The organism is Sinomonas mesophila (assembly GCF_001999765.1).
Taxonomy (GTDB): Bacteria; Actinomycetota; Actinomycetes; order Actinomycetales; family Micrococcaceae; genus Sinomonas; species Sinomonas mesophila.
Window position 1 is genome coordinate 35,828 of sequence record NZ_KV908332.1, and the last position, 23,889, is coordinate 59,716.

Annotated in this window: 20 protein-coding genes; 11 read left to right on the top strand and 9 right to left on the bottom strand. The window is 72.8% G+C overall.

Going from position 1 to position 23,889, the window contains the following annotated elements:
• From BV907_RS10785 to BV907_RS10820, 8 genes are all read right to left on the bottom strand, one after another.
• On the bottom strand, positions 1-905 hold a 905-nt coding region (locus BV907_RS10785; protein ID WP_217697917.1), incomplete at its 3' end, for an RDD family protein.
• Positions 906-940: 35 nt separating this feature from the next.
• Entirely contained in the window at positions 941-3,508 is a 2,568-nt protein-coding gene (locus BV907_RS10790; protein ID WP_077489735.1) for a transglutaminase TgpA family protein, read from the bottom strand.
• Positions 3,505-4,836: a DUF58 domain-containing protein gene (locus BV907_RS10795; protein WP_077489736.1), complete on the bottom strand. Its 1,332-nt coding sequence runs from the start codon at positions 4,834-4,836 to the stop codon at positions 3,505-3,507. Before BV907_RS10795 ends, BV907_RS10790 begins: the two co-directional genes overlap by 4 nt.
• 13 nt (positions 4,837-4,849) lie before the next feature.
• A complete protein-coding gene (locus BV907_RS10800; RefSeq protein WP_077489737.1) occupies positions 4,850-5,821 on the bottom strand; it encodes an AAA family ATPase in 972 nt (323 codons plus the stop codon).
• A 166-nt stretch (positions 5,822-5,987) separates the two neighbouring features.
• On the bottom strand, positions 5,988-7,115 hold the full coding sequence (locus BV907_RS10805; RefSeq protein ID WP_077489738.1) for an adenylate/guanylate cyclase domain-containing protein: 1,128 nt from the start codon (positions 7,113-7,115) through the stop codon (positions 5,988-5,990).
• Positions 7,115-7,753, bottom strand: a complete 639-nt coding sequence (locus tag BV907_RS10810; RefSeq protein ID WP_077489739.1) for a PH domain-containing protein — start codon at positions 7,751-7,753, stop codon at positions 7,115-7,117. The genes BV907_RS10805 and BV907_RS10810 overlap by 1 nt, the downstream gene beginning before the upstream one ends.
• Positions 7,746-8,645 carry a biotin--[acetyl-CoA-carboxylase] ligase gene (locus BV907_RS10815; RefSeq protein ID WP_077489740.1) on the bottom strand — a complete coding sequence of 300 codons (900 nt, stop codon included), beginning with the start codon at positions 8,643-8,645 and terminating at the stop codon, positions 7,746-7,748. The genes BV907_RS10810 and BV907_RS10815 overlap by 8 nt, the downstream gene beginning before the upstream one ends.
• 107 nt (positions 8,646-8,752) lie before the next feature.
• A complete protein-coding gene (locus BV907_RS10820) occupies positions 8,753-9,607 on the bottom strand; it encodes an SDR family oxidoreductase (protein WP_077489741.1) in 855 nt (284 codons plus the stop codon).
• A 232-nt stretch (positions 9,608-9,839) separates the two neighbouring features.
• Between BV907_RS10820 and BV907_RS10825 the strand changes: the two genes are divergently transcribed.
• A complete protein-coding gene (locus BV907_RS10825; protein ID WP_077489742.1) occupies positions 9,840-11,423 on the top strand; it encodes an acyl-CoA carboxylase subunit beta in 1,584 nt (527 codons plus the stop codon).
• The gene (locus BV907_RS10830) at positions 11,420-11,674 is read left to right on the top strand and encodes an acyl-CoA carboxylase epsilon subunit (protein WP_077489743.1); all 255 of its coding nucleotides are present in this window, start codon (positions 11,420-11,422) and stop codon (positions 11,672-11,674) included. Before BV907_RS10825 ends, BV907_RS10830 begins: the two co-directional genes overlap by 4 nt.
• 330 nt (positions 11,675-12,004) lie before the next feature.
• On the opposite strand, the gene BV907_RS18855 is transcribed toward BV907_RS10830, so the two are convergent.
• A complete protein-coding gene (locus BV907_RS18855; protein WP_175637439.1) occupies positions 12,005-12,154 on the bottom strand; it encodes a hypothetical protein in 150 nt (49 codons plus the stop codon).
• 43 nt (positions 12,155-12,197) lie between these two features.
• Between BV907_RS18855 and BV907_RS10835 the strand changes: the two genes are divergently transcribed.
• The 9 genes from BV907_RS10835 to BV907_RS10875 all read left to right on the top strand — a co-directional run bounded on the left by BV907_RS10835 (position 12,198) and on the right by BV907_RS10875 (position 23,805).
• Positions 12,198-13,952 carry a DUF885 domain-containing protein gene (locus tag BV907_RS10835; protein WP_077489744.1) on the top strand — a complete coding sequence of 585 codons (1,755 nt, stop codon included), beginning with the start codon at positions 12,198-12,200 and terminating at the stop codon, positions 13,950-13,952.
• A 164-nt stretch (positions 13,953-14,116) separates the two neighbouring features.
• Complete coding sequence (locus BV907_RS10840; protein WP_077489745.1) at positions 14,117-15,538, top strand: dicarboxylate/amino acid:cation symporter; 1,422 nt, start codon at positions 14,117-14,119, stop codon at positions 15,536-15,538.
• Between the two features lie 88 nt (positions 15,539-15,626).
• Entirely contained in the window at positions 15,627-16,037 is a 411-nt protein-coding gene (locus BV907_RS10845; RefSeq protein WP_077489746.1) for a YbjQ family protein, read from the top strand.
• Positions 16,038-16,228: 191 nt separating this feature from the next.
• The gene (locus BV907_RS10850; RefSeq protein ID WP_077489747.1) at positions 16,229-16,714 is read left to right on the top strand and encodes a nuclear transport factor 2 family protein; all 486 of its coding nucleotides are present in this window, start codon (positions 16,229-16,231) and stop codon (positions 16,712-16,714) included.
• Between the two features lie 22 nt (positions 16,715-16,736).
• Positions 16,737-17,288, top strand: a complete 552-nt coding sequence (locus BV907_RS10855; RefSeq protein ID WP_077489748.1) for a TetR/AcrR family transcriptional regulator — start codon at positions 16,737-16,739, stop codon at positions 17,286-17,288.
• A gap of 170 nt (positions 17,289-17,458) precedes the next feature.
• The gene (locus BV907_RS10860) at positions 17,459-18,070 is read left to right on the top strand and encodes a TetR/AcrR family transcriptional regulator (protein WP_077489749.1); all 612 of its coding nucleotides are present in this window, start codon (positions 17,459-17,461) and stop codon (positions 18,068-18,070) included.
• Between the two features lie 20 nt (positions 18,071-18,090).
• Positions 18,091-20,709 (top strand): MMPL family transporter, encoded by a 2,619-nt coding sequence (locus BV907_RS10865; RefSeq protein ID WP_077489750.1) that lies wholly within the window; start codon positions 18,091-18,093, stop codon positions 20,707-20,709.
• Between the two features lie 123 nt (positions 20,710-20,832).
• A complete protein-coding gene (locus BV907_RS10870) occupies positions 20,833-22,503 on the top strand; it encodes a helix-turn-helix transcriptional regulator (RefSeq protein ID WP_077489751.1) in 1,671 nt (556 codons plus the stop codon).
• A gap of 198 nt (positions 22,504-22,701) precedes the next feature.
• Complete coding sequence (locus tag BV907_RS10875; RefSeq protein ID WP_077489752.1) at positions 22,702-23,805, top strand: flavin-containing monooxygenase; 1,104 nt, start codon at positions 22,702-22,704, stop codon at positions 23,803-23,805.
• Positions 23,806-23,889 lie beyond the last annotated feature (84 nt).

Below are 23,889 nucleotides of genomic sequence, written 5' to 3' on the forward strand. Positions count from 1 at the left end.
GGAAATGCGTCGGCCGCCGGCTGCCCGGAGTGGGCCAAGGCGGCGGACGACGGCGGCGGGCCGGGCTGGGCAGCGGGCCGGGGCTGGGCAGCGGGCCGGGGCTGGGCAGCGGGCCGGGGCTGGAGTGCCTGAGGCGCCGCGACGGGCGAGGCAACCTGGGTCACGGGCGGGAGGTCGACGCGTGGGGCGAACGACGCAGGCCCGTTGATGCCGCCGGTCGTGAGCGGGTCCCTGCCGGCCCGGACGTCGAAGACGAAGGTCTTCGCGGCCTTGTCGTGCCACCCCTGGCGCTTGGCGTTCGCGTCGAAGACGTTCGAGACGAGGGCCAGGACGATCCCGGCGAACGGGATGAGGCACACGAGTCCGAAGACGAGGTTCCGCACGAAGACCCGGCCCCACCCAGGGGCCAGGCCGTCGGGTCCGCTCGTGCGGATCCCGAGCATCGCCTGGCCGGGGGTCTTGCCCGTCTTCGCCTCCCAGGCCCAGCAGAAGATCCACAGCGCGAGGCCGAGGATGCTCCCGACGGTGAGCCACGTCGCGGCGGCGAGCAGCGCCCGCTGGTCGGCCGCGGTCGCGTAGCGGCTGCCGGAGAGCGAGGCGAGCGAGGCGACCGCGATGGCGTAGGGGATGCCCGCCAGGACCCAGGCGATCCCGAGATCGATGAGCTTCGCACCGGCGCGCCTGCCGGTCGCGGCGTTGGCCAGCTCGAGATTCACCATGGTCCCCACCATCCCCTGTCCTTCTCGTGCCGCCGGGGCGGCCCCGGCGGCTGCCGGGTTGTGCGCCGCCGGCTGCTGAACCCCCTGCTGCCCGGCCTGCTGCGGCCGGGCCGCCTGCAGGACGGCCTGCCGCCGCTGCGCGGGGGCACCGCAGACGGAGCAGTACAGCGCTCCCTGCCGGACCATACTGCCACAGGCCGCGCACACGCCCGACGGCGGCGTCACGAGGCCCCCTCGCCGGGCTCGGAGCCGCCGCGGCGGGCCCGCCGCCCGAGGTCCCGCCACGTCGTTCCCTGCCCGGGTGCGCCCTGCCCGATGCCTTGCCTGAAGGCGAGTGCCCTCCGCGCGTCGAGCACGAGCGAGCGGGGCGAGAACCGGGCCCGCTGCCGGGCCCAGAAGGTCAGGCCGCCGCGCATCTGCTCGAGCGAGCCGTCCACGTCCGCCCAGTACGCCCTCACCTCGTCGTCGCTCGGGCTGCCCGCGCCGAACACGGCCGCGTCCGCGCGCTGGGCGAGCGCCGTCGTCGTCCGCGCGCTCTCGGGGAAGGACTCCCCGAGCGCCGCGGCGTTCTCGCGGCGCGTGCCCCAGGCGTCGAGGGACGCGCCGAGGTCCGTCGCGTAGCTCGTGACCTCGCTCCAGCCCCCGCTCACCCGGTCGGCCGGGTGCGCGGCCTCCAGCCGACGACGGCGGCGGCGCAGCTTGAGCCACGCGATGAGCAGCAACGGCAGGGCCAGGACCGCGATCGGGATGAGGACCACCCCGATGACGGCGAGGATCGGGCCGAGGAGGAGCCAGAGGTCGTTCTTCTTCTGCTCCTCGTCCAGCACGTCCGGCCGCGAATCCGGCGGCAACTCGACCGGCGCCTGCGGCGGGGGCGGCGGCTGCAGGACCTGCGGGCGCGGCTTCGACTGCGCCTGGGGGTCCGGCGGGATGGGCACGTTGTTCTTTGGCGGCGTCGGGTCGAAGGCGACCCAGCCGTGGCCGGCGAACGCGACCTCGACCCACGCGTGAACGTCCTTGCCCTTGATCTCGACGGACGTCCCCGCCGGAACCGGCTGTTCCGGGTAGAAGCCCATGACGACGCGGGCCGGCATGCCCAAGTGCCGGGCCATGAGGGCCATCGTGACGGCGTACTGCTCGTCGTCGCCGACCATCTGCTTCGCCGTGAGCATCGAGCGCAGGCGCCCCGCGCCGTGGCCCGAGAGGCTCGGGACCTGGCCTTCGGCGACGAGGCCGTTGCTGAAGGCCCCGAACTTCTGGAAGTAGGACTCGAGCGTGCGCACGCGTTCGATCGGCACCTGGCTGTCGCCGAGGATGTCCCCGGCCTTGGCCTGGAGGACCTGCGGGACGGCGTCGGCCGAGGGCATGCCGACCTGCGCGAACTCGGCCTGGGCGAGCTGGCCGTCGTCCGGGCGTGCGGGCTCCTCGACCTGGACGGTGTAGGAGTCGCCCTCGGCGAGGCCCGCCGTCGTGATCGCGGTGTCCGTGAGCGAGTTGAAGTAGAGCCCCTCGCTCGCGGCGCCGTCGGAGTCCGAGAAGGCGATGCCCGTCGTCGTGCGCCCGCCGGGGACGAAGAAGCCGGTGTAGCCGCCCACGGTGACGCCGAGCGAGTAGTCCGTGCCGCCCGCGTCCGCGCCGTCACCGCGCGCGAGGGATGCGGCGTCGCCGACCTTGGCGAAGCTCCCGGAGCCGCCCTGGTCGATGTTGGCGACGGTGCCGTCGTACGAGTCGAGCGCCGCGAGCCGCACGCGGCCGCCCTCGGGCAGGCCCGTCACGGTGAAGAGCGTCGTGTCGCGCTGGTCCTTCACGAGGCTGCGGAAGCTCGAGAGCGGGCTGATGTAGTTGCGCGGGTCGAAGGGGGGCACGACGCGGTCGCGCAGCACGTCGCGCTGTGCACCCGCCGTGAGCGCGGGGCCCAGCACGAGGGCGAGGGTGGTCGCCGCGGCGAGCACGACGGCGCCGAGCCCCACGTGCCGCAGCCGGGCCGCCCGCGCGGACGCGGTGTCGGGGACTGTCGTCTCGCCCGAGACGATGTGCGCGGTCTCGGTGCGCGCCGCGTGGCGGCGGAAGGACGCCCACAGGACGGCGACGACGGCGAACGCGACGCCGCGCGGGAGCGCGAGGTAGGCCTCGTTCGTGCCGAAGGCGATCCCAAGCCCGAACAGGAGGCCGAGCGGGATGAGCGGCCAGTAGGGGCCGCGCAGCCGCCACGCCGTCAGGCCGGCCACGAGGCAGCACACGAACGTGCCGAGGTACGGCACGACGAGCATGCCAGCGCCCGTGCCCAGCGGCGCCGCAACCGTGAGGTTGTCCTTCCATGCCACGACGATGCCGAGCAGGAGGGTGCGCAGGGAACCGAGCGTGGGCACGACTCCGGCGAGCGACTCGTCCGGGGTGGCCACGAGGCCGCCCGCGAGGAGGTAGGCGAGGAACGCCGCGGCGGCCGTGACGAGGACGCCGGGCCGCAGCGTGCTCGAGGCATAGGCGACGCCGAGGCCCAGGACCGCGCCCGTGAGCCCGGCCACGAGGTAGTGAAGGTCGCCGCCATAGGCGACGTGGAACCCGGCCACCGAGAGGGCGGCGAGGGCGAGCACTGCGCCCGCGTCGAGCGCGTGCAGCCACGGGGTGCGGCCGGCCCAGAAGCCGGGCCGGGGCCGGCGCCTGCCCGGGCCGCCGGGGCCCACGGCGGCGCTCCGCGCAGAGCGGGTGGCAGTGCGGGTGCCGGCGCCGCGTCCCGCGGCAGGGGCCGTGGCGGATCGGCGGGGGCGGATCCGGGTCGTCTCGCTCATGCCGCCGCCTTCCGCAGGACCGGGCCGAGGTCGTCGAGCGCGCCGACGGTCAGGACGGCGAGGTCGGCGATCGAGGCCCGGGACGGGGCCGCGCCGGACTCGCAGCGCACGGCGAGGGTGCGGATGCCAGCCGGGATCGCGGCGGCGGCCGCGCGCAGCTGGGTGGGCGTGACGTTCGCCCCGACGACGAGGAACACGACGGAGGCGCTCGGGACGGCGTCGGCGGTCATGCGGGCGGCGTCGACCGCGCCCGGGCGCATGGACGCGCCCGTCAGGCGCGTCAGGTCGTCGAGGAAGTGCCGCGCGCCCTCGGTGCGCAGCGGCCCGCGCTGGGTCAGGGCGCTGAGCTCTCGCTGCTCGGCGAGGGCCTGGCGGCCGATCGAGCCGGCGACGGAGACGGCGAGCTCGAAGTCGTCCTCGCCCGTGTACTCGTCGAGGTTGGCCGAGAGGCACACGGCCAGGTGCGCCCGGCGGGTCTCCTCGAATTGGCGGACCATGAGGGTCCCGGTGCGCGCCGTCGTCTTCCAGTGGATGTGCCGGCGGTCGTCGCCGGGGATGTACTCGCGCAGCGCGTGGAACGAGACGTCCGAGGTCGCGAGCTCGTTCGTGGGCATGCCCTCGAGGTCGCGGATGAACCCGGCCGCGGACGTCCCCAGGGCCACGGTGCGGGGGTGGACGTAGAGGTCCTGCGGCTCCGTCCACGTGACCTGCCGGCGCAGGAGGCTGAGTGGGTCGGCGCGCACCGAGCGCACCGGGCCGACGACGATCACGGCACGCCGGTGCGTCGGGATCGTGAACAGGTCCTCGTGCGGGACGTTCGGGCGCATGCGCGGGAGGTGGAAGACGGCGGTCACGGCGCCCACCGGGAGCTCGAGACGGGCGGGGAGCACGGGCCGCGGCGCGGTGCTGACGACCTCGATGCTGCCCACCGCGCTGTCGCCGACGGCGACGCGGGTGCGGGAGAGATCGAGCGTCACGGCGTACGAGCTGCGCCCGAGCACGAAGGCGATGGACAGGACGAACAGGACGGCGGCCAAGAGGGCGGCCGCGCTCGACTCCTGCCAGCCCCACGCGGTGCCGGCGGCCGCGAGGAGCGCGCCGGCACCCGCGACCGTCCAGCCGAGCGGGCTCACGACGCCGAGGACGGGGGCGAGCCAGCGGCGGTACATCGCCGCACACCAGCCGAGCACCGGGTGCAGGTACTCCTCGGCGAGCCCGCCTGCCTCCCTCCAGAGGGAGGCAGGGTGCAGGCGGGGGCGGTCCGCGGCGCCTGCGCGCCAGCGCAGAGCACGGCGCAGGACACCGGGGCGCAGGGAGGGGATCCGCATCGGGACGCGGGCCTCAGACGCCGGCGCGGGACTGCGGCGCGGCCACCTCGCCCAAGACGCGGTCGAGGACGCGCTCGGCCGTGACGCCGGCGAACTCGGCCTCGGGGTCCATGACGAACCGGTGGGTCCAGACCACTCCGGCGAGCTCCTTGACGTCGTCCGGGAGCACGAAGTTCCGCCCGTCCGCCGCGGCCCACACCTTGGCGGCGCGGACCATCGCGATCGCGCCGCGCACGCTCACGCCGAGGCGCGTCTCGGGGGCGTTGCGGGTCTCCTCGCACAGGCGCGAGATGTACTCGAGGATGGCCGGGTCGACGTGGTTCTGCGCCGCGAGATCGGCCATCTCGGCGACCGCATGGGTCGTGATGATCGGGGCCAGGTCACGCGAGCGGTCCTTGACGGCGGCGCCGCCGAGAAGCTGGACGGTCGAGGCGTGGTCCGGGTAGCCGATGGACGTCTTGATGAGGAAGCGGTCCAGCTGCGCCTCGGGCAGGCGGTAGGTGCCGGCCTGCTCGATGGGGTTCTGCGTGGCCATGACCATGAAGGGCCGGCCGGCCTCGTAGGTCACGCCGTCGACGGTCACCCGGGACTCCTCCATGACCTCGAGGAGCGCTGACTGGGTCTTGGGCGAGGCGCGGTTGATCTCATCCGCGAGGACGATGTTGGCGAAGATCGGGCCCTTGTGGAACTCGAACCGCTGCGACTTCTGGTCGTAGATCGTCACGCCGGTGACGTCGGAGGGCAGGAGGTCCGGGGTGAACTGGATGCGCGAGTTGGTGCCCTGGACAGTGGCAGCGAGCGCCCGGGCGAGCGACGTCTTGCCGGTCCCCGGCGCGTCCTCGAGGAGCACGTGCCCCTCGGCGAGCATCGCCGTGAAGGCCAGGCGCACGACGTGCGACTTGCCGAGCACCGCCTGCCCCACATTCGCCACGAGCCGTTCGAACGTCTCCGCGAACCAGGCGGCCTGTTCGGTCGTGAGCGTCATTTCTCCCCCTACTTATTCGTCCATGAGCGCTGCGTCACAGCCTGCGGCGCCTCGTGGGTGCGCAGTCCGCGGACCAGCCTAGCCCTACGCCGCGGGGGCATGCGATGGGGAGGAGTACCCGTCCCGCCTGGCGGGCCAGGCCTCGGGCCAGGACTCAGTCCAGACCTCAGTCCAGGACGATGCCCGGGCCCGTGCCAGGGCGCAGCAGGACGGGGTGGATCTCGCCGAAGCCGCGGACCATCTCCGGCTCCTGCGGGTCGAGCACGAAGCGGTCGTCGCCGCGGAGGGCGTGCGCAGTGATGTCGTCCACGAGCACCTCCCCAGGGCCGGCGATCGCCGTCAGGCGCGCAGCGAGGTTCACCGTCGGCCCGTAGATGTCCCCGAGCCGGCTCAGGACGCGGCCCCACACCATCGCGACCCGGCACTCGGGCAGGATCTCGTCCTCGGCGAACTCCTTGGCCATCGCGAGGGAGATGAGGGCCCCGGCGGCGGGCGTCTCTGCGATGTAGAGGACCTCGTCGCCGATGGTCTTGACGAGGCGGCCGCCGCCGACGGAGATGATCTCTGCGCAGCGGTTCTCGAAGCGCTGGACGAGCTGGGCGAGGGTCTTCTCGTTCATGCGCCGCGAGAGGGACGTGTAGGAGACGAGGTCGGCGAAGCCCACGGCCCGCGCGAGCGGCAGGGGCGCGTCGTCCTCCGAGCCGGTCCGGCCCTCCTGGCTCGATTCGAGCCCGGCCTGCGCGCGGAGGGCGAGCCGCTGCACGCCGGCCGTGAGCTGGCGCCGCCACGAGTAGACGAGCATCTCCTCGAGCGGCTCGATGAGCTCGGGCAGCATGTCGACGAGGGCCAGACGGGCCTCGGCGTCGCTGAGCCCCCGGGTCGCCACGAGGTCCTCGACCAGGGCCTCGACCTGCCAGACCACCATGCGGTCGGTCATCTGGCCGATCGCGCGGGTCACCGAGATCGCAGCCTCCTCGGTCACGAAACCCTCCCGCACGAGCCGCGGCATGGCCTTGAGGTGCTCGAGGTCTGCCTTGGTGAAGGCAAGGTCGTCGTCCGTGAAGTTGGGCATGCCGAGCGCGCGCCACAGCTTGCGCGCCGAATAAAGGGAGAGGCCGACGCCGGCGGCGACCTCGCGCCGCTTGAGCGTGCGCTCTCCGCCGAGGAGGCGCAGCTCGAGCTCGCGGGAGGGGGTGCGCCGGGACTCGGCCAAGGGCGCCTGGGGGCCGGGCAGGCTCGGGGCGTGCCCGCCGTCGACGGCGTCAGAGACAGCCTCGCCCGTCGGCTCGTCCATCAGTCCTCCCTCTGTTCCCACGGCCGTTCCCACGGCGCCGCATCGCCCGGGGCGGCCCCGCCGCCCCACTCCGGGCCGGCGCTGGCGGCCCCGCCGCCCCACTCCGGGCCGGCGCCGGCGGCCCCGTGCGCGGGGAGCTCGTCGATGGCCTCCAGGATGAGCTGCCGGAAGCGGCGCACCTCGGGGACATCGGTGAGCGTCAGCTGCGCAGCCTGGCCCGAGGCCAAGGTTATCGTCCCGGACCTGAGCATTCCCTGAAGCACGCCTTGGCGCACATGGACGTCCCGGATCATGGACAGCGGCATCTCCCGGCCGCCGCCGCGGAGGCCCCGCTCGGTGCACACGACGCGGCGGCTCGTCAGGGCATAGACGAGCGAGCGGTGCGCGAGCAGCCTGCGCGCGCAGTAGGCGAGCGCCACCCACGCGGCGAGGGCCACCGGCACGAACGGCAGCCACGTCCGCGTCGAGGCCGGGACCCAGGGCAGGACCTGCTCGAGCCGGCCCCGGGACAGCCAGCCCGCGGCGAAGCCGGTGCCGCCGCAGAGCAGGACGAAGACGACAGCCGGCAGCACGAGCATGCGCGGCTGGCGGCGCGTGGTGACGATGAGCTGCTCCCCCGGGTCGAGGAGCCTACGCATAGCCGCCGTCGGCAGGGCGGAGGTGCACGACGTCGCCCGCCGCCACCGCGTGCCGCGAGCCGTCGTCCTCGAGGACGACGAGGGCGCCGTGCCTGTCGAGGCCCGTCGCGCGGCCCTCGAGCATCCGCCCGCCAGGGAGCTCGACGCGCACCCGCTTGCCGAGCGTGACGGTCGCGTCCTCGATCTGGCCCATGAGCCCCCGGTCGCCGACCAGCGGCGCGTTCGGGTCGCCGTCGGCGGCGCAGAACTGGCGGTACCGGCGGCCGAACGCGGCGAGGTAGGCCGCGAGCAGGTCCTCGCGCGCGACCTCGCGGCCGGCGGCGATGCGCACGCTCGTCGCGGTGGGAACGGGCAGCTCGTCCTCGGACTGGCCGACGTTGATCCCGGTCCCGAGCACGACGGCGGGCGGCTCGCCGTGGGCGCCGGGGGCCAACTGTGCGAGGATGCCGGAGATCTTGCGGCCGTCGACGACGACGTCGTTGGGCCACTTGACCGAGGCCTCGAGGCCGGCCGTCTCGGCGAGGGCCTCGCGCAGGGCGAGGGCCGCCAATGGCGAGAACCACGAGTAGCTCTGGGTGGGCAGGGGTCGGCCCGAGCGACTGTGCGGGCGCAGGAGCAGAGAGACGGCGATCGAGGTTCCGGCCGGGGACTCCCAGTGGCGGTGGAGGCGGCCCCGCCCCGCGGTCTGGTGGTCCGCGGCGAGCACCGCGAGGTCCGCCCACGCGTCGGGCTCGGCCTCGGCCAAGCGGGCGAGCTCGCTGTTGGTCGAGCCGACCTCCTCGAGGATCTCGAGGCGCGACAGCCCCGCCGCCTGCGCGAGCTCGGCGCCCAGGAGCGCCCTGTCGAGCGGTCCGCGGGCCTTTCCCTCCTGCTCCTGCCCCTGTGACTCCATGCGTGAATCCTACCGACGCGCCCGGGCGCGGGCACCGTTGCGGGGCCCGCGCCGCGCGGGTCCGGGCAGTCCACGCCCGGGGGCAGTCGCCCCCGGGGGCAGTGCGGTCAGAGGAAGATGTCCGGCACCAGCCCGTCCTCGGGCGCGCCAAGGCTGTAGGCGGAGAAGTCGGTGAGCCCCGCGGCGCGCAGGACCTCCTCGTCGGTGAAGAAGTTGCCCGTGACCTCCCGCGGGTCCTGCGTGAGCACCGCGTGCGCGGCATCGGCGACGATCCTCGGGCTGCGGCCCGCGCTGGCGAGCGCGTCGCCGTCGGGCATCGCGCGGATCGCCGCGGTGTCGATGAGGGTCGCGGGCCAGAGGGAGTTGACCCCGATCCCGTCGCCGCGCAGCTCGTGGGCGAGCCCGAGGGTCGTCAGGCTCATGCCGTACTTGGACATCGTGTAGGCCAGGTGCCGCCCGGCCCAGCGTGGGTCGAGGTTGAGCGGGGGCGAGAGGGTGAGGATGTGCGGGCCGCGGCCAGCCGCCGCGGAGGCGCGGAGCGCGGGCAGGGCGGTCTTGGAGAGCAGGAACGCTCCGCGCGCGTTGATGTCCTGCATGAGGTCGTAGCGCTTCATGTCGAGCGCGTCGGTGCGCGAGAGGTCGATCGCCGAGGCGTTGTTCACGACGGCGTCGATCCCGCCGAACCGCGCGACGGCGGCTGCGACGGCCCGGGCGACGTCCTCGTCGCTGCGCACGTCCCCGACGATGGGCAGGGCCTTCCCGCCGGCGGCCTCGATCTGCTCGGCGGCCGTGTAGACCGTGCCGGTGAGCTTCGCGTGCGGCTCGGCGGTCTTGGCCAGGAGGGCGACGTTGGCGCCGTCCTGGCCGGCGCGCAGTGCGATGGCCAGGCCGATCCCGCGGCTGCCGCCGCTCATGAGCAGCGTGCGGCCGGCGAGCCCCCGGCCCGGCGTGATCCGTGTCATGCTGACAGTGTACGGTACTTGTTACTCACGAGTAACAAAGGCGGGCCGACGACGGCGGTCGGCCGCCCGCCGTCGCCCGCCCGCCCTACCGCGGGGCACCGCGGGGCACCGCGGGGCACCGCGAGAAATTGTAGAGTTCCTACACATGGACGCCGCTGGCCGCTGGCTAGACTGGGCACATATCTCCGCCGGTTGTGCGGAACCTACATGCCACCCGAGAGCTGGAGAGAGCGTGACCCACGACCTGACGACCACCGCGGGCAAGATTGCGGACTTCCGCGACCGGAGGGCCGCGTCCCTCGCGCCGTCCGGCCAGGACGCGATCGAGAAGCAGCACGCGCGCGGGAAGAACACGGCCCGCGAGCGCATCGACCTGCTCCTCGACGAGGGCTCATTCGTCGAGTTCGACGCGCTCGCCGTGCACCGCTCCACCGCGTTCGGCATGGAGAAGAAGAAGCCGCTCGGCGACGGCGTCGTGTCCGGCTACGGCACCGTGGACGGCCGGCTCGTGGCCGTCTACAGCCAGGAGTTCTCGGTCTACGGCGGCTCGCTGAGCCAGGTCAACGGCGAGAAGATCGTCAAGGTCCAGGAGTTTGCGCTGCGCAACGGCTGCCCCGTCGTCGGCATCAACGACGGCGGCGGCGCGCGCATCCAGGAGGGCGTCGCGTCGCTGGCGATGTTCGCGGACATCTTCCGGAACAACGTCGCCGCTTCCGGCGTCGTGCCGCAGATCTCGCTCATCATGGGCCCGTGCGCGGGCGGGGCGGCCTACTCCCCCGCGCTCACCGACTACGTCGTCATGGTGGACAAGACGAGCCACATGTTCATCACCGGCCCGGATGTCATCAAGACCGTCACGGGCGAGGAGGTGGACATGGAGACCCTCGGCGGCGCCCGGCAGCACAACGCCACGACCGGCACCGCGACCTACCTCGCGGCCGACGAGAAGGACGCGATCGAGTTCGTCCGCGAGCTGCTCGACTTCCTGCCCTCGAACAACCTCGTCGAGGCCCCCGCGGGCGACCACGACCAGGAGCTCGAGGTCGACGACGCCGACCTCACCCTCGATTCCCTCGTCCCGGACGCGGCCTCGCAGGGCTACGACATGCGCGCCGTGATCGAGGGCATCGTCGACGACGGGCACTTCCTCGAGATGCAGGCCCTCTACGCGCCGAACGTCATCATCGGCTACGGGCGCATGGAGGGGCACACGGTCGGCATCGTTGCGAACCAGCCGATCCAGTTCGCCGGCACGCTGGACATCGCGGCGTCCGAGAAGGCCGCTCGGTTCGTGCGCCACTGCGACGCGTTCAACATCCCCATCGTCACGCTCGTCGACGTCCCCGGCTTCCTGCCAGGCAAGGACCAGGAGTTCCAGGGCATCATCCGCCGCGGTGCGAAGCTCCTCTACGCGTACGCCGAGGCGACCGTGCCCAAGCTCACCGTGATCTGCCGCAAGGCGTACGGCGGGGCGTACATCGTCATGGGCTCGAAGAAGCTCGGCGCGGACCTGAACCTCGCGTGGCCCACCGCGCAGATCGGCGTCATGGGCGCCCAGGGCGCGGTGAACATCCTGTACCGCCGGGAGCTCGCGGCCGTCGCCGCCGAGGGCGGGGACGTCGAGGCGAAGCGCGCCGAGCTCATCCGCCAGTACGAGGAGGAGCTCCTCAACCCGTACCAGGCCGCCCAGCTCGGCTACGTCGATGCAGTCATCGCGCCGTCCGAGACGCGCGTGCAGCTCCTGCGCGGCCTCCGCGCCCTGCGCGACAAGCACACGTCCCTGCCCGCCAAGAAGCACGGGAACATCCCGCTGTGAGCGCGGCAGGGCTTGCGGAGGGTGCGCACGACGGCGACGGCGTCGCCGGCGCCGAGGATCGGCCGGTGCTGTTCTCCGTCACGAAGGGCAACCCGACTCCCGAGGAGCTTGCGGCCCTGACCGCGGTCATCGCCGCGGCGGGATTCGCCGAGCCTGAAGAGGCCCCGGCCGCCCCCACGCGCCGCGAGCGCATCCGACAGGCGACCCTGCGCCCGCGCCACGTGACCAGCCAGCGCCGCGGCCGCCTCTGACCGGCGCCCCCACCGAGATGGGGGGCTGTGCCGCCGAGATGGGGGGCCGTGCCACCGAGATGGGGGCCGTCCCACCGAGATGGGGGCCCCACCGAGATGGGGGCCCCACCGAGATGGGGGCCCCACCGTGATGGGGGGCTGTGCCGCCGAGATTGGGGGGGCCGTGCCACCGAGACCGGATCCTCCGAGCCCTGAGATCGGGCCCCTGACCGAATCTCCCCATCTTCAACCTTCAACCCTGTCCTTCGCCGCCGATGAATGCCCGCCATTACTGGGATCGCGCGGTGTGGGGCGTGCATCCGCAGGGCCAAAGATGGGGAGATTCGGCGCTCAGCCGGTGTCGAAGCGCTCGCCGCCGCGCTCGCCGTCGTCCGGCGCCGGGATCATCTCCCGCAGCGTCAGCGCCACCGAAGATGGCTTCGCTGACCTCGTCGGCCGGCCGTAGGTGCGGTCCACCGCCCGCCCTCGGCGGATCTGCACGTGTTCTTTCACAGCCGGGACGGCCGCAGGATAGGCTCGTCCGGTGACGCAGAACACGACCGACGCCGCCTCCCCGAGCGGCCTCCGCACGCCCACCGCCGTCGATGCCGTCGCCGAAGCATTCGCGGCGAGGCTCCTCGAGCTCAACCCGTCGCTCGCCACGGAGCTCGGCTTCCCCGGGCACGAGACCGAGTACCAGGACTACTCCCCCGCCGGGCACGCGGCCCACGCGTCGGCGGTCCGGGACGCGCTCGCCCAGCTCGACGGCGTCGAGCCCGCCGACGCGACGGACGAGGTCACCCTCGACGCGATGCGGGAGCGCCTGGGCCTCGCGCTCGAACGGCACGAGAGCGGGTGGGACCTCGCCGAGCTGAACAACATCGCCTCCCCCGCCCAGAACATCCGGGCGACCTTCGACCTCATGCCCACCGACACCGCCGAGCACTGGGCCCACATCGCCGGTCGCGCCGCCAACGTCCCGGCCGCGCTCGAGGGCTACCTCGCCTCGCTCCGGGCGGCGGCCGCGGACGGGAAGGTCAGCGCCGCGCGCCAGGTGCGGATCGTCGTCGAGCAGACCCGCAAGTACGCCGAGGAGGGCACGGGCTTCTTCGCCCAGCTCGCGGCGAACGCGCGGCTCGCCGGCGGCGAGGTGGGCGGGCAGGGAGCGGACGACGGCGGCGCCCGCCTCCCGGACGACGTCGCCGCGGCCCTCGCGGACGGCTGCGCGGCGGCCGCCGCGGCGTACGGGCACTTCGCCGACGCCCTCGAGGCCGAGCTCCTGCCCCTCGCCCCCGAGAAGGACGCCGTGGGCCGGGAGCGCTACGCCCTCGCCTCGCGCGAGTTCCTCGGCGCGACGGTGGACCTCGAGGAGACCTACGCGTGGGGCGTCGAGGAGCTCGACCGGCTCATCGCGGCCCAGGAGGCCGTCGCCGAGCGTATCCGGCCCCGCGCGACGGTCGAGGAGGCCAAGGCCCTCCTCAACGCGGACCCGGCCCGCCGGCTCCAGGGCACGGACGCGCTCAGGGCCTGGATGCAGCGCCTCTCCGACGAGGCCGTCGCGGACCTCGCGGACTCGCACTTCGACATCCCGGAGCCGCTGCGCCGGCTCGAGTGCCTCATCGCCCCGACCCAGGAGGGCGGGATCTACTACACGGGCCCCTCCGACGACTTCTCGCGCCCCGGGCGCATGTGGTGGTCCGTCCCCGAGGGCGAGGACTCCTTCACGACCTGGGCCGAGACGACGACGGTGTACCACGAGGGGGTCCCCGGCCACCACCTCCAGATCGGGACCGCGGTCTACCGCCGCGACGCGCTCAACTCGTGGCGCCGGTACATCTGCTGGGTCTCGGGCCACGGCGAGGGCTGGGCCCTCTACGCCGAGCGGCTCATGGAGGAACTCGGCTACCTCTCCGACCCGGGAGACCTCATGGGCATGCTCGACATGCAGCGCATGCGCGCGGCCCGCGTCGTGTTCGACATCGGCGTGCACCTCGAGCTCGAGGTCCCGGCTCGCTGGGGCTCGGGGATCTGGACCCCGGAGAAGGGCTACTCGTTCCTGCGCGAGAACCTCCCGATCTCCGACGGCCAGCTGAGCTTCGAGTTCACGCGCTACCTCGGATGGCCGGGCCAGGCCCCGTCGTACAAGGTGGGGCAGCGCCTGTGGGAGCAGGTCCGCGAGGACCTCGCGGCCCGGGCCCGGGCCGAGGGCCGGGAGTTCGACCTCAAGGAGTTCCACAGCCGCGCCCTGGGCCTCGGCTCGGTGGGGCTCGACACCCTCCGCCGCGCCCTTTTGGTGTGACATCTGGGGTGACATTTGCCATAGCGAGGGCGGGAATACCGTAACAAAGGCTGCATGGCGGCGCGGATTTCCGCGGGTCGCACCGGAACCCTGCCGCCACACCCGCCGTCATACTTCTCAACACACGCTTTGTCTGCTACGCGGCGCTTCCCTACGGTATACCGGTGACCACCTCCACCAGCACCCAGCGGGCCGCGCGCCGGCTCCCGGCGTGGGCCACCTCCTTCGGCCCCCAGATCATCGCCGCGCTCGTCGTCGGCGTCGCCCTCGGCCTCCTGGCCAAGTACACGGGCCACACCGCGAAGGCACCGAACGCCCTCGGGGACACCCTCAAGACCATCGGCGGCAGCTACGTCTCGCTCCTGCAGACGGCCGTCGTGCCGCTCATCTTCACCGCCGTCGTGAGCTCCATCGCGAACCTGCGGCAGGTCTCCAACGCCGCCCGGCTCGCGTGGAACACGCTCCTGTGGTTCGCCATCACGGCCGGCGTCTCGGTCGTCATCGGCATCGGGCTCGGCGTCGTCTTCCAGCCGGGGGCGAACACCGGCATCACGCAGGAGGCCCAGTACTCCGGCAAGACCGGCGACTGGTGGGCCTTCCTGACGGGCCTGTTCCCGAAGAACTTCCTCGGCCTCGGCGCGACGACGACGGTCGCCGAGACCTCCGCGACGACGTCCGTGAGCTTCAACGTCCTGCAGATCCTCGTCATCGCGATCGCGGTCGGCGTCGCGGCCCTCAAGGTCGGCAAGAAGGCCGAGCCGTTCCTGGAACTCAACGCCTCCGCCCTCGCCGTGATCCAGAAGGTCCTGTGGTGGATCATCCGTGTCGCCCCGATCGGCACGGTCGGCCTCATCGGCAACGCCGTCGCGGTGTATGGCTGGGACACGATCGGCGCGCTCGGCAAGTTCACGGGCGCGATCTACGTGGGGCTCGCGCTCGTGGCGTTCGTGGTCTACCCGGTCCTCGTGAAGTCGCACGGCCTCTCGGTCAAGCAGTACTTCTCGGGCGCCTGGCCGGCAATCCAGCTCGCGTTCGTCTCGCGCTCCTCGATCGGCACGCTCCCGCTGACCCAGCGCGTCATCGAGCGCAACCTCGGCGTCCCGTCGGGCTACGCGTCCTTCGCCGTGCCGCTCGGCGCGACGACCAAGATGGACGGCTGCGCCGCGATCTACCCCGCGATCGCCGCGATCTTCGTCGCCCAGTTCTTCGGGATCAACCTGGACCTGAGCCAGTACCTCCTGATCGTCCTCGTCTCGGTCCTCGGCTCGGCGGCCACGGCCGGCACGACGGGCGCCGTCGTCATGCTCACGCTCACGCTCTCCACCCTCGGCCTGCCGCTGGCCGGCGTCGGGCTGCTGCTCGCGATCGACCCGATCCTGGACATGGGCCGCACGGCGGTCAACGTGGCCGGCCAGGCCCTCGTCCCCACGATCGTCGCGAAGCGCCAGGGCATCCTCGACGAGGCGCTCTACAACGCCCCGCGCCATGGCGACCCGTTCAACGACGAGGCCGCCGGGGACGGGACGGAGGGCAAGAACCAGGCCGAGGGCTCGCACGACGGCGAGCTGGCCGCCTCGCGCCCCTGACACGCCGCGCGCCTCGCCGCAGGCTCGCCGCCACCCCTCTCGTTGTGACGTGCAGGCGGGGGCGCGACGCATGGGTAGGCTCGGCTCCATGCTGATCGTCACGACGAACGACATCCCCGGGCACCGCATCGATGCCGTCTTCGGCGAGGTCATGGGCCTGACCGTGCGCGCGCGGGACATCGGGGCGCAGCTCATGGCCAACTTCCGCTCGATCGGGGGCGGCGAGCTGCCCGAGATGACCAAGGCGCTCTACGAGAGCCGCCAGCAGGTCATGCACCGCATGGTCACCGAGGCCCAGCAGCGCGGGGCGAACGCGATCGTGGCCATGCGGTTCGACACGTCCGAGCTCGGCCCGAACTGGACCGAGGTGTGCTGCTATGGCACCGCGGTGTGGGTCATCCCCCTGGCCCGGGGCGAGGCGGGGGCGACTGGGCAGTCGGCGTACCTCGTGGACCACGCGGCGCAGCAGTCCGGCAGTGGGCCTCTTCCGGGCACCTGACCCACCCGACGCGAGGGAGATGGCCCCCAGGAGGACTCGGGGAAACGGCGGCTTCCATGGACCCGTTGGCCGTGAAGCCCTGCGTCGGGAGCAGTGGTCGGCTGATTAGTGATTGATTGATTACTAACTCTCCTTCCTGTACTCTCCTGACTAGTGATTGATCGATCACTAATAACCCCAAGGAGACCCGCATGGCCACCGACATTCACCTCGACAGCACCCCATCCGCCCCCTGGACCCAGGCCCAGCACGCCCTCGCCGAGCACCTGCGACTGACCGCCGCAGGCCAGACCGAGGAATGGGCGAAGCTCTTCGCCCCCGACGGTGTCATGGAGTTCCCCTTCGCACCGGCAGGAATGGCCCGAACGGTGCAGGGCCATGAGGCGCTCGTCGCCCACATGGCGAACTTCCCCAAAACCTTCGACGTCGAGTTCGTCGACGTGGTCTTCCACGAGACAGTCGACCCGCTGCTGGCCATCGCGGAGTTCCGGTCAGAGGGAACTGCCGTTCCAACTGGCAAGCCGTACCGCCAAGAGGTCGTCTCCATCGTCCACACCGACAACGAAGGGCTCATCACCCACTTCCTCGACTACTGGAACCCCCTCATCGCCATCGAGTCGCTCACGCCCTCTGAGGACGCCGCCAGCGCAGAGCGCGGCGTGACCTTCGGAGGCTGACCGCCGTGATTGGATACTGATCATGCCTGCCGCCGGCACCCGGGCGAGGAGCGACGAGCGACGCCAGGCCGTCGTGACGGCCGCCATTGAGTGCTTCGCCCAGAAAGGGTTCTACGGGACGACGACTCACGAGATTGCGGAGCGGGTAGGAATCTCCCAGCCCTACCTGTACCGCCTCTACCGGAACAAAGAAACGCTGTTCGCGTTGGCGGTCGATCACGTCTCCGAGGTGATGACGCAGGCGCTGATGGATCACGCGCCGGATCCTGCAGCGCCGGAACTGACTCCAGAGCAGGCGCTGCAGGCAGCCCGCGACGCCTACTCCGCCCTGGTCGCCGACCGCACGATCCTCAGATTCCTCATGCATGCGAACTGCGCGGCGGGAGAGCCTCTCGTCGGCGCGGCGGTCCGTCGGTGCTATGCCAAGCAGGTCGACACCGTCCAATCCCTCTTCCGCGCTGACGAGGAGGCGGTGCGTCGCTGGTTGGGCGCAGGCATGGTCGACAACGTGGCACTCATGCTGGGCCTCGGCGACATCGACGAACCCTGGGCACGTGTGCTCAGCGGACGTTGAGTTCAGGCTCCCAGTCGCCGACGCTCTCGGGGGATATGACCCCTCAACCAAGGGATCTGACCCCTCAACGTTCAGGGGTCATGTCCCTGAACTTGAGGGATCATGTCCACGAGCATATGGAGCCGCTTTCCTTCTTGCACTGAGTGCAAACTTGCACTTAGTGTAGTGACGTGACCCCTGAAACCCTCTCCCGGCGCGAGCAGAACAAGGCCGCCACGCGCGAGTCCATCGTGGCCGCGGCCCTCGGGCTGGCCCGCGAGCGCGGCCTCGGCGCCTTCACCGTCGAGGACATCGCCGAGTCCGCCGGCGTCTCCCGGCGCACCTTCTTCAACTACTTCACGAGCCCCGAGGAGGCCATCGCGGCCCCGACCTTCGGGTTCCTCGACCGCGCCCTCGAGCGGCTCGGCGACCGCCCGGACGAGCCCCTCCTCGACTCCGCCCTCACCGTGATCTACGGGCTCGCGGACAACGACCTCATCGCCCCCATGGCCGAGTCCTTCCTCGTGGCCCACGGCCACGAGCCCGTGGCGCGCTTCCAGCTCCAGGCCTTCGAGGAGTGCCGGGAGAAGATCGTCGCCGCCATCCGCGGCCGCGGCGGGGCCGATAGCCTCGACGGCCTCTACGTCCACGCCCTCGCCGCATGCGTCATCTCGTGCGGGAAGTCCGCTCTCGAGGTCTGGATGGCCGAGCGCGGCGGCGACCTCGCGCCGTCGTCCCTCGCCCGGCTCCGCGAGCTGCTCACCGCCTCGATCACCCACCTCAAGTCCGGCTTCGCCGTCTGACCCGCCCAAGGAAGGCTTCCATGGCCACCCTCCTGTACCGCCTCGGCCGGTCCTCCTACGACCGCTGCTGGCTCGTGCTGGCCCTCTGGCTCGTGCTCGTCGCCGTCGTCGGCGGATCCGCCGCGGCGTTCCACGGCACGATGACCAACAACTTCCAGATTCCCGGCACTGAGACGCAGCGCATGGCGGACAAGCTCAGGGCCGACCTCCCCTCGGCCTCGGGAGGGAACGCGTCGATCGTCTTCGAGTCCCGCGGCGCCGCCTTCTCCGAGTCCCAGAGGCGCCAGCTGAGCGAGGCCCTCGCCGAGATCGGCCGGCTCGACGGCGTCCGCGGCGTCACCGACCCCTTCGCGACGCAGGCCCAGCTCGACGGCGCGGCGGCCCAGATCGCCGCGGGGCGGAAGGAGATCGAGGCGAATGAGGCCAGGCTCGCTGCCGGGGAGCCCGAGCTGGCCGCGGGCAAGGCCCAGCTCGACGCGGGCCGCGCCCAGCTCGACGCCGGGCAGGCGCAGCTCGACGCGCAGAAGCAGGCGCTCGCCGCCCAGGGCCTCCCCAAGGCGGCCATCGCCCAGGCCACCGCCTCGGCCCAGGCGCAGCTCGACGCGGGCCGCACCCAGCTCGACGCCAGCCAGGCCCAGTACGATGCCGGCCGGAAGCAGGCCGACGAGGGCGCCGCGAAGATCGCCGGGGCCAAGGCCCAGCTCGCCCTCGCCGAGCGGCAGTCCCAGGCGGCGGAGGACCTCCGCTTCGTCTCGAGCGACGGCAAGGCCGCCATCGCGGCCCTGACGTTCACCCAGTCCACCGACGGCCTCCCCGTCTCCCTGCGCGAGGACATCCAGCGGATCGCCGCGGGCGTGCCCGGCGTCGAGACGCACGGGAGCAAGGAGCTGACCCAGGACATCTCCTCGATCTTCGGCGCCGCGGAGGCCATCGGCGTCGGCGTCGCCGCGGTCGTCCTCATCGTCATGCTCGGCGCGCTCGTCGCCGCGGGCCTGCCGCTCGTCATGGCCCTCGTCGGGGTAGCCGTCGGCGTGGGCGGCACCTTCGCCCTCACCGGCGTCGTCGAGATGAGCTCCGTGACCCCCATGCTCGGACTCATGCTCGGCCTCGCCGTCGGCATCGATTACTCACTCTTCATCGTCAACCGCCACCGCAACCAGCTCCTGGGCGGCATGGGCCCGCGCGAATCGGTCGCCCTCGCGGTGGGGACGTCGGGCAACGCCGTCGTCTTCGCGGGCCTCACCGTGATCATCGCGCTCGCCGCGCTCGTCGTCCCCGGGCTGCCGTTCCTCGCCGTCATGGGCCTCTCGGCGGCCGCGACCGTCGCGGTGGCCGTGCTCGTCGCGGTCACGCTCCTGCCCGCCGCTCTCGGCTTCGCGGGGCGGCGGATCATCTCGAGGCGCCGGTGGGCGGAGGCCGTCAGGCAGAACACAGCGGAGAATGCCCGCGCCGGCCACGAGGAGGAGGCGGCCCGCGAGGACCTCGCGGCCTCGCACCGCGGCTGGGGCGCGTGGGTCACGCGGCACCCGTGGCTCTCGGTCGTCGCGTCGGTCGTCCTGCTCGGCGCCCTCGCGCTGCCGGCCGCCCAGCTCCGCCTCGCGCTGCCCGACGGCGGGTCCGAGCCGGTCGAGTCGACCGCCTACAAGGCGTACGAGGCCACGGGGACGTACTTCGGCCAGGGCATGACCGGACCGATCATCGTCGTCGGCGAGCTTCCCGCAGGGCTCGACGAGAACGCCGCGAAAATGGCCCAGTTCGACGTCGCCGACCGGCTCCGCGCCGTCCCGGGCGTCGTGGCCGCGGTCCCCGGCACCCTCAGCGAGGACCGCCGCACGTCCGTCTTCCAGGTCATCCCGATGGACGGGCCCGCGAGCGCGAGCACGGTACAGGTCGTGCACGACCTGCGCGAGAAGGGCGCCGACATCCAGGCCGAGACGGGCGTGGCGATCGGGCTCACGGGCCAGACGGCGGCGAACGTGGACATCTCCGCCAAGCTCGCCGACGCGCTCCCGCCGTACCTCGCGATCGTCGTCGGACTCTCGCTCCTGCTGCTCATGCTCGTCTTCCGCTCGCTGCTCGTCCCGCTCCTGGCCACGGGAGGGTTCCTCCTCTCGCTCGGGGCGGCGTTCGGCGCGATCGTCGCCGTCTACCAGTGGGGCTGGCTCGGGCCGGTCTTCGACGTCACGCACCCCGGCGCCGTGCTGAGCTTCCTGCCGATCCTGCTCATCGGCATCCTGTTCGGACTCGCGATGGACTACCAGGTATTCATCACGTCGGGCATGCGCGAGTCCTTCGCCCACGGCCAGGAGGCGCACCTCGCCGTCCGGACCGGCTTCCACCACGCCGCCCGGGTGATCACGGCGGCTGCGATCATCATGGTGAGCGTCTTCGCGGGCTTCATCTTCAGCCACCTGACGATGGTCCGGCCGCTCGGCTTCGGCCTCGCGCTCGGCGTGCTCCTCGACGCGTTCGTGGTGCGCATGACCCTCGTGCCCGCAGTCATGCGCCTGCTCGGCAGGGCCGCGTGGTGGCTCCCGGCCTGGCTCGACCGGATCCTGCCGGATCTGGACATCGAGGGCGCCAGGCTCGAGCGCACGACGCCGACCCCCGCCCGGGCGGCCGAGCCCGCCGTCCGCTGATCCCGGCTCCGGCCCGTCCCCGCCGTCGACTGGCCTAGGAACGCCGCCACCGGCGGGGCTATCCTGACGCACACAGAGCCCGCCGCGACCCGCGCGGCAGGCGAGCAGCCCCGGGAACCGACCGTGCCGACGTCGAACGCGATCGACCGCGGGCGCTCGGCGTACGCCGAGCGCCGCTGGGCCGACGCCTTCGAGGAGCTCACCCGCGCAGAGCGGGAGCAGGGGCTCGCCGCCGACGACCTCCAGCGGCTGGGGACTGCCGCGCTCCTCGTCGGGCGCTTCGAGGAAGGCATCGGCCACCTCGGGCGGGCCCACGAGGACTACGTCGTGCTCGGGGACCTGCGGGCCGCCGCCCGCTGCGCCGCCTGGCTGGGCATGCAGCTCATGTCGGCGGGCGAGCGCGCGGCAAGCTCGGGGTGGTTCGGGCGGGCCCAGAGCGTCCTCGACGAACTCGGCGAGCCCACCGCCGAAGAGGCCTTCCTCCTCATCCCCCAGGCCCTCCGCGCCCTGTTCCACGGCGACCCGGCCACCGCCCTCGCGCAGTTCACGCAGTGCGCAGAGAAGGCAGCCGCCTTCGGGGACCGGGAGCTGCAGACCCTCGCCGTGCTCGGCCGCGGCCAGGCCACGGTCAGGCTCGGCGCGGTCGAGGAGGGCATGAGGCTGCTCGACGAAGCGCTCGTGTCGATGATGTCGGGGACGGTGGGCACCATGGCCTCGGGCATCGTCTACTGCTCGGTCATCGAGAGCTGCCATGCCGCGTTCGACCTCGCGCGGGCGCAGGAGTGGACCGCCGCCCTGGACCGGTGGCGCGCGGGCCAGGGCGGGCTCGTGAGGTTCAGCGGGCAGTGCCAGATGCACCGGGCCGAGCTCTTCTGCCTGCACGGCGCATGGGAGGGGGCCCTCGAAGCCGCCCGGACGGCGCAGGGGCTCTACGAGGCCGGGGACCGCAACGCCGGCTGGGGCGCCTTCTACCAGGAGGGCGAGGTCCGGCGGCTGCGCGGCGAGTTCGAGGCCGCCGAGGCCGCCTACCTGCGAGCCCGCCGCTCGGGCTTCGAGCCGGAGCCCGGTCTCGCGCTGCTGCGCCTCGCGCAAGGCCAGCCGGAGGCCGCGTTCGCCCTCCTGAAGCGGGCCGCGGAGCATGACGACGCCGTCACTCGCCGCGCGCTGCTGCCCGCCCTCGTCGAGGCGGGCCTCGCGGCCGGCGACGCCGGCGCTGCCCGCAAGGCGGCGGACGAGCTCGCGGCCGCGGCCCGCGAGCGCCCCATGCCCTGGGTGCAGGCCCTGGCCGCCTACGCCGCGGCCTCCGTGCGGCTCGCCGAGGGCCAGCCGGAGACGGCGCTCGAGGAGGCGACGGACGCGTGGCGCCTCTGGTGCGAGGTCGACTCACCCTACGAGGCCGCCCGCTCCCTCGTCCTCAAGGGCCGCGCGCTGCTCGCGCTCGGCGAGGACGAGGCCGCCCGGCTCGAGCTCTCCATGGCCGGGGCGATGTTCGAGGAGCTCGGCGCGGCCCCGGCGCTCGAGGCGCTCGGCCGCCTCACGCCGTCGTCCGCCGCGTCCGGGCCGCTGGCGGCGCCGGAGGAGGCACGGGGTCCGCTGAGCCCCCGCGAGCGTGAGGTGCTCGCGCTCGTCGCGAGCGGCCGGCCCAACCGGGCCATCGCCGCGGAGCTGTTCCTGAGCGAGAAGACTGTGGCGCGGCACGTGAGCAACATCCTGCTCAAGCTGGGGCTCGGGTCGCGGACGGCCGCCGCCGCGTACGCCTTCGAGCACGGCCTCGCGGGACACCCTCTGTCCTGAGGGTTCCTGGACTGCGCAGAAATACCCACGCCTGGGCGCGCCCCGCTTTGCCTAGTTCTCCCGACGCGGCGGTCCCCCCTCCGTCCGTAGCGTGGAGGCATGGAACTCCCGATCCTCGAAAGGCGCCGTCTCGACGGCGCTCTTCGCCGCCAGCGGGCTTCCTGTCCCCTTCCCCGCACGCCTCGAAAGGACCTCGCCATGAACAGCACCGAGACCGTCGTCGACACGGTCGTCATCGGAGGCGGCCAGTCCGGCCTCGCCCTGGGCTACTACCTCTCCCGGCAGCGCCGCGACTTCGTGATCCTGGACGCCAAGCCCCGGGCCGGGGACGGATGGCGGGACCGGTGGGACTCGCTGCGCCTCTTCACGCCCAGCTACGTCAACTGCCTCCCGGGCCGGGACTTCCCGGGCGATCGGCTCGGCTTCCCGACGAAGGACGAGGTGGCGGACTTCCTCGAGGCCTACGCAAGGGACTTCGCCCTGCCCCTGCAGAATGGCATTCGCGTGGAGCGCGTCCATCGCGACGGACAAGACCTCGTCGTGATGGCCGGGACGAGGCGCTGGCGGGCCGCTAACGTCGTCGTCGCCACGGGCGGCGAGCAGACCCCGCGGACCCCGGGCTTCGCCGGCGAGCTCGACCCGTCCATCGTCCAGATGCACTCGTCCGACTACCGCTCGCCAGCCCAGCTGGCGGACGGGCCCGTGCTCCTCGTGGGCCGCGGCAACTCCGGGGCCGAGATCGCCAAGGAGCTGTGCGCGACCCACGAGACGACCGTGGCCGGGCGGGCCACTCCCGAGCTCCCGTTCCGGCATGGGCGCACGGCGGCACGGTTCGCCTTTCCGCTCATCGCCTTCGCCGGCAGGCACGTCCTCACCCTCTCCAACCCGCTCGGGCGTCGCGTCATCCCCAAGATCAAGGACGGCGGCGCGCCCCTCATCCGGACCAAGTCCGCGGAGCTCGCGGCCGCCGGGGTCGCGTTCGCGCCGCGGATCGTGGGCGTGGACCACGGCCGGCCGGTCGACGCCGAGGGCACCGTCCACGAGCCCGCCAACGTCATCTGGTGCACGGGCTTCCGCACGGACTTCGGCTGGATCGACCTGCCCTCGGTGCACGACGGCGCCCTGCCGGAGCAGTACCGCGGCGTCGTGGCCGCCGAGCCCGGGCTCTACTTCCTCGGCCAGCCGTTCCAGCGCGGGCCGGCGTCGGGCACCTTCGGCACCACATCCCTCGACGCCCGCTACCTCGCCCGACGGATCGCCGAGCGCTCCGGCGCGCGCTCCAGGGCGCTGGCGTCGGCCTGAACCCGGCCTGAACGGCGCCCGGCCGACGCGCAGGCCGCAGGCAGCGCCGAACGGAGGGCCCGGGCTGGTCAGTACAGCTAGGCT

Excerpts from the sequence above, each read along its gene's own strand:
- BV907_RS10795 (WP_077489736.1), bottom strand. The coding sequence starts at position 4,836 with ATGCGGATCCCCTCCCTGCGCCCCGGTGTCCTGCGCCGTGCTCTGCGC.
- BV907_RS10790 (WP_077489735.1), bottom strand. The coding sequence starts at position 3,508 with ATGAGCGAGACGACCCGGATCCGCCCCCGCCGATCCGCCACGGCCCCT.
- BV907_RS10810 (WP_077489739.1), bottom strand. The coding sequence starts at position 7,753 with ATGCGTAGGCTCCTCGACCCGGGGGAGCAGCTCATCGTCACCACGCGC.
- BV907_RS10850 (WP_077489747.1), top strand. The coding sequence starts at position 16,229 with ATGGCCACCGACATTCACCTCGACAGCACCCCATCCGCCCCCTGGACC.
- BV907_RS10865 (WP_077489750.1), top strand. The coding sequence starts at position 18,091 with ATGGCCACCCTCCTGTACCGCCTCGGCCGGTCCTCCTACGACCGCTGC.
- BV907_RS10875 (WP_077489752.1), top strand. The coding sequence starts at position 22,702 with ATGAACAGCACCGAGACCGTCGTCGACACGGTCGTCATCGGAGGCGGC.
- BV907_RS10800 (WP_077489737.1), bottom strand. The coding sequence starts at position 5,821 with ATGACGCTCACGACCGAACAGGCCGCCTGGTTCGCGGAGACGTTCGAA.
- BV907_RS10845 (WP_077489746.1), top strand. The coding sequence starts at position 15,627 with ATGCTGATCGTCACGACGAACGACATCCCCGGGCACCGCATCGATGCC.
- BV907_RS10820 (WP_077489741.1), bottom strand. The coding sequence starts at position 9,607 with ATGACACGGATCACGCCGGGCCGGGGGCTCGCCGGCCGCACGCTGCTC.
- BV907_RS10815 (WP_077489740.1), bottom strand. The coding sequence starts at position 8,645 with ATGGAGTCACAGGGGCAGGAGCAGGAGGGAAAGGCCCGCGGACCGCTC.
- BV907_RS10805 (WP_077489738.1), bottom strand. The coding sequence starts at position 7,115 with ATGGACGAGCCGACGGGCGAGGCTGTCTCTGACGCCGTCGACGGCGGG.
- BV907_RS10855 (WP_077489748.1), top strand. The coding sequence starts at position 16,737 with ATGCCTGCCGCCGGCACCCGGGCGAGGAGCGACGAGCGACGCCAGGCC.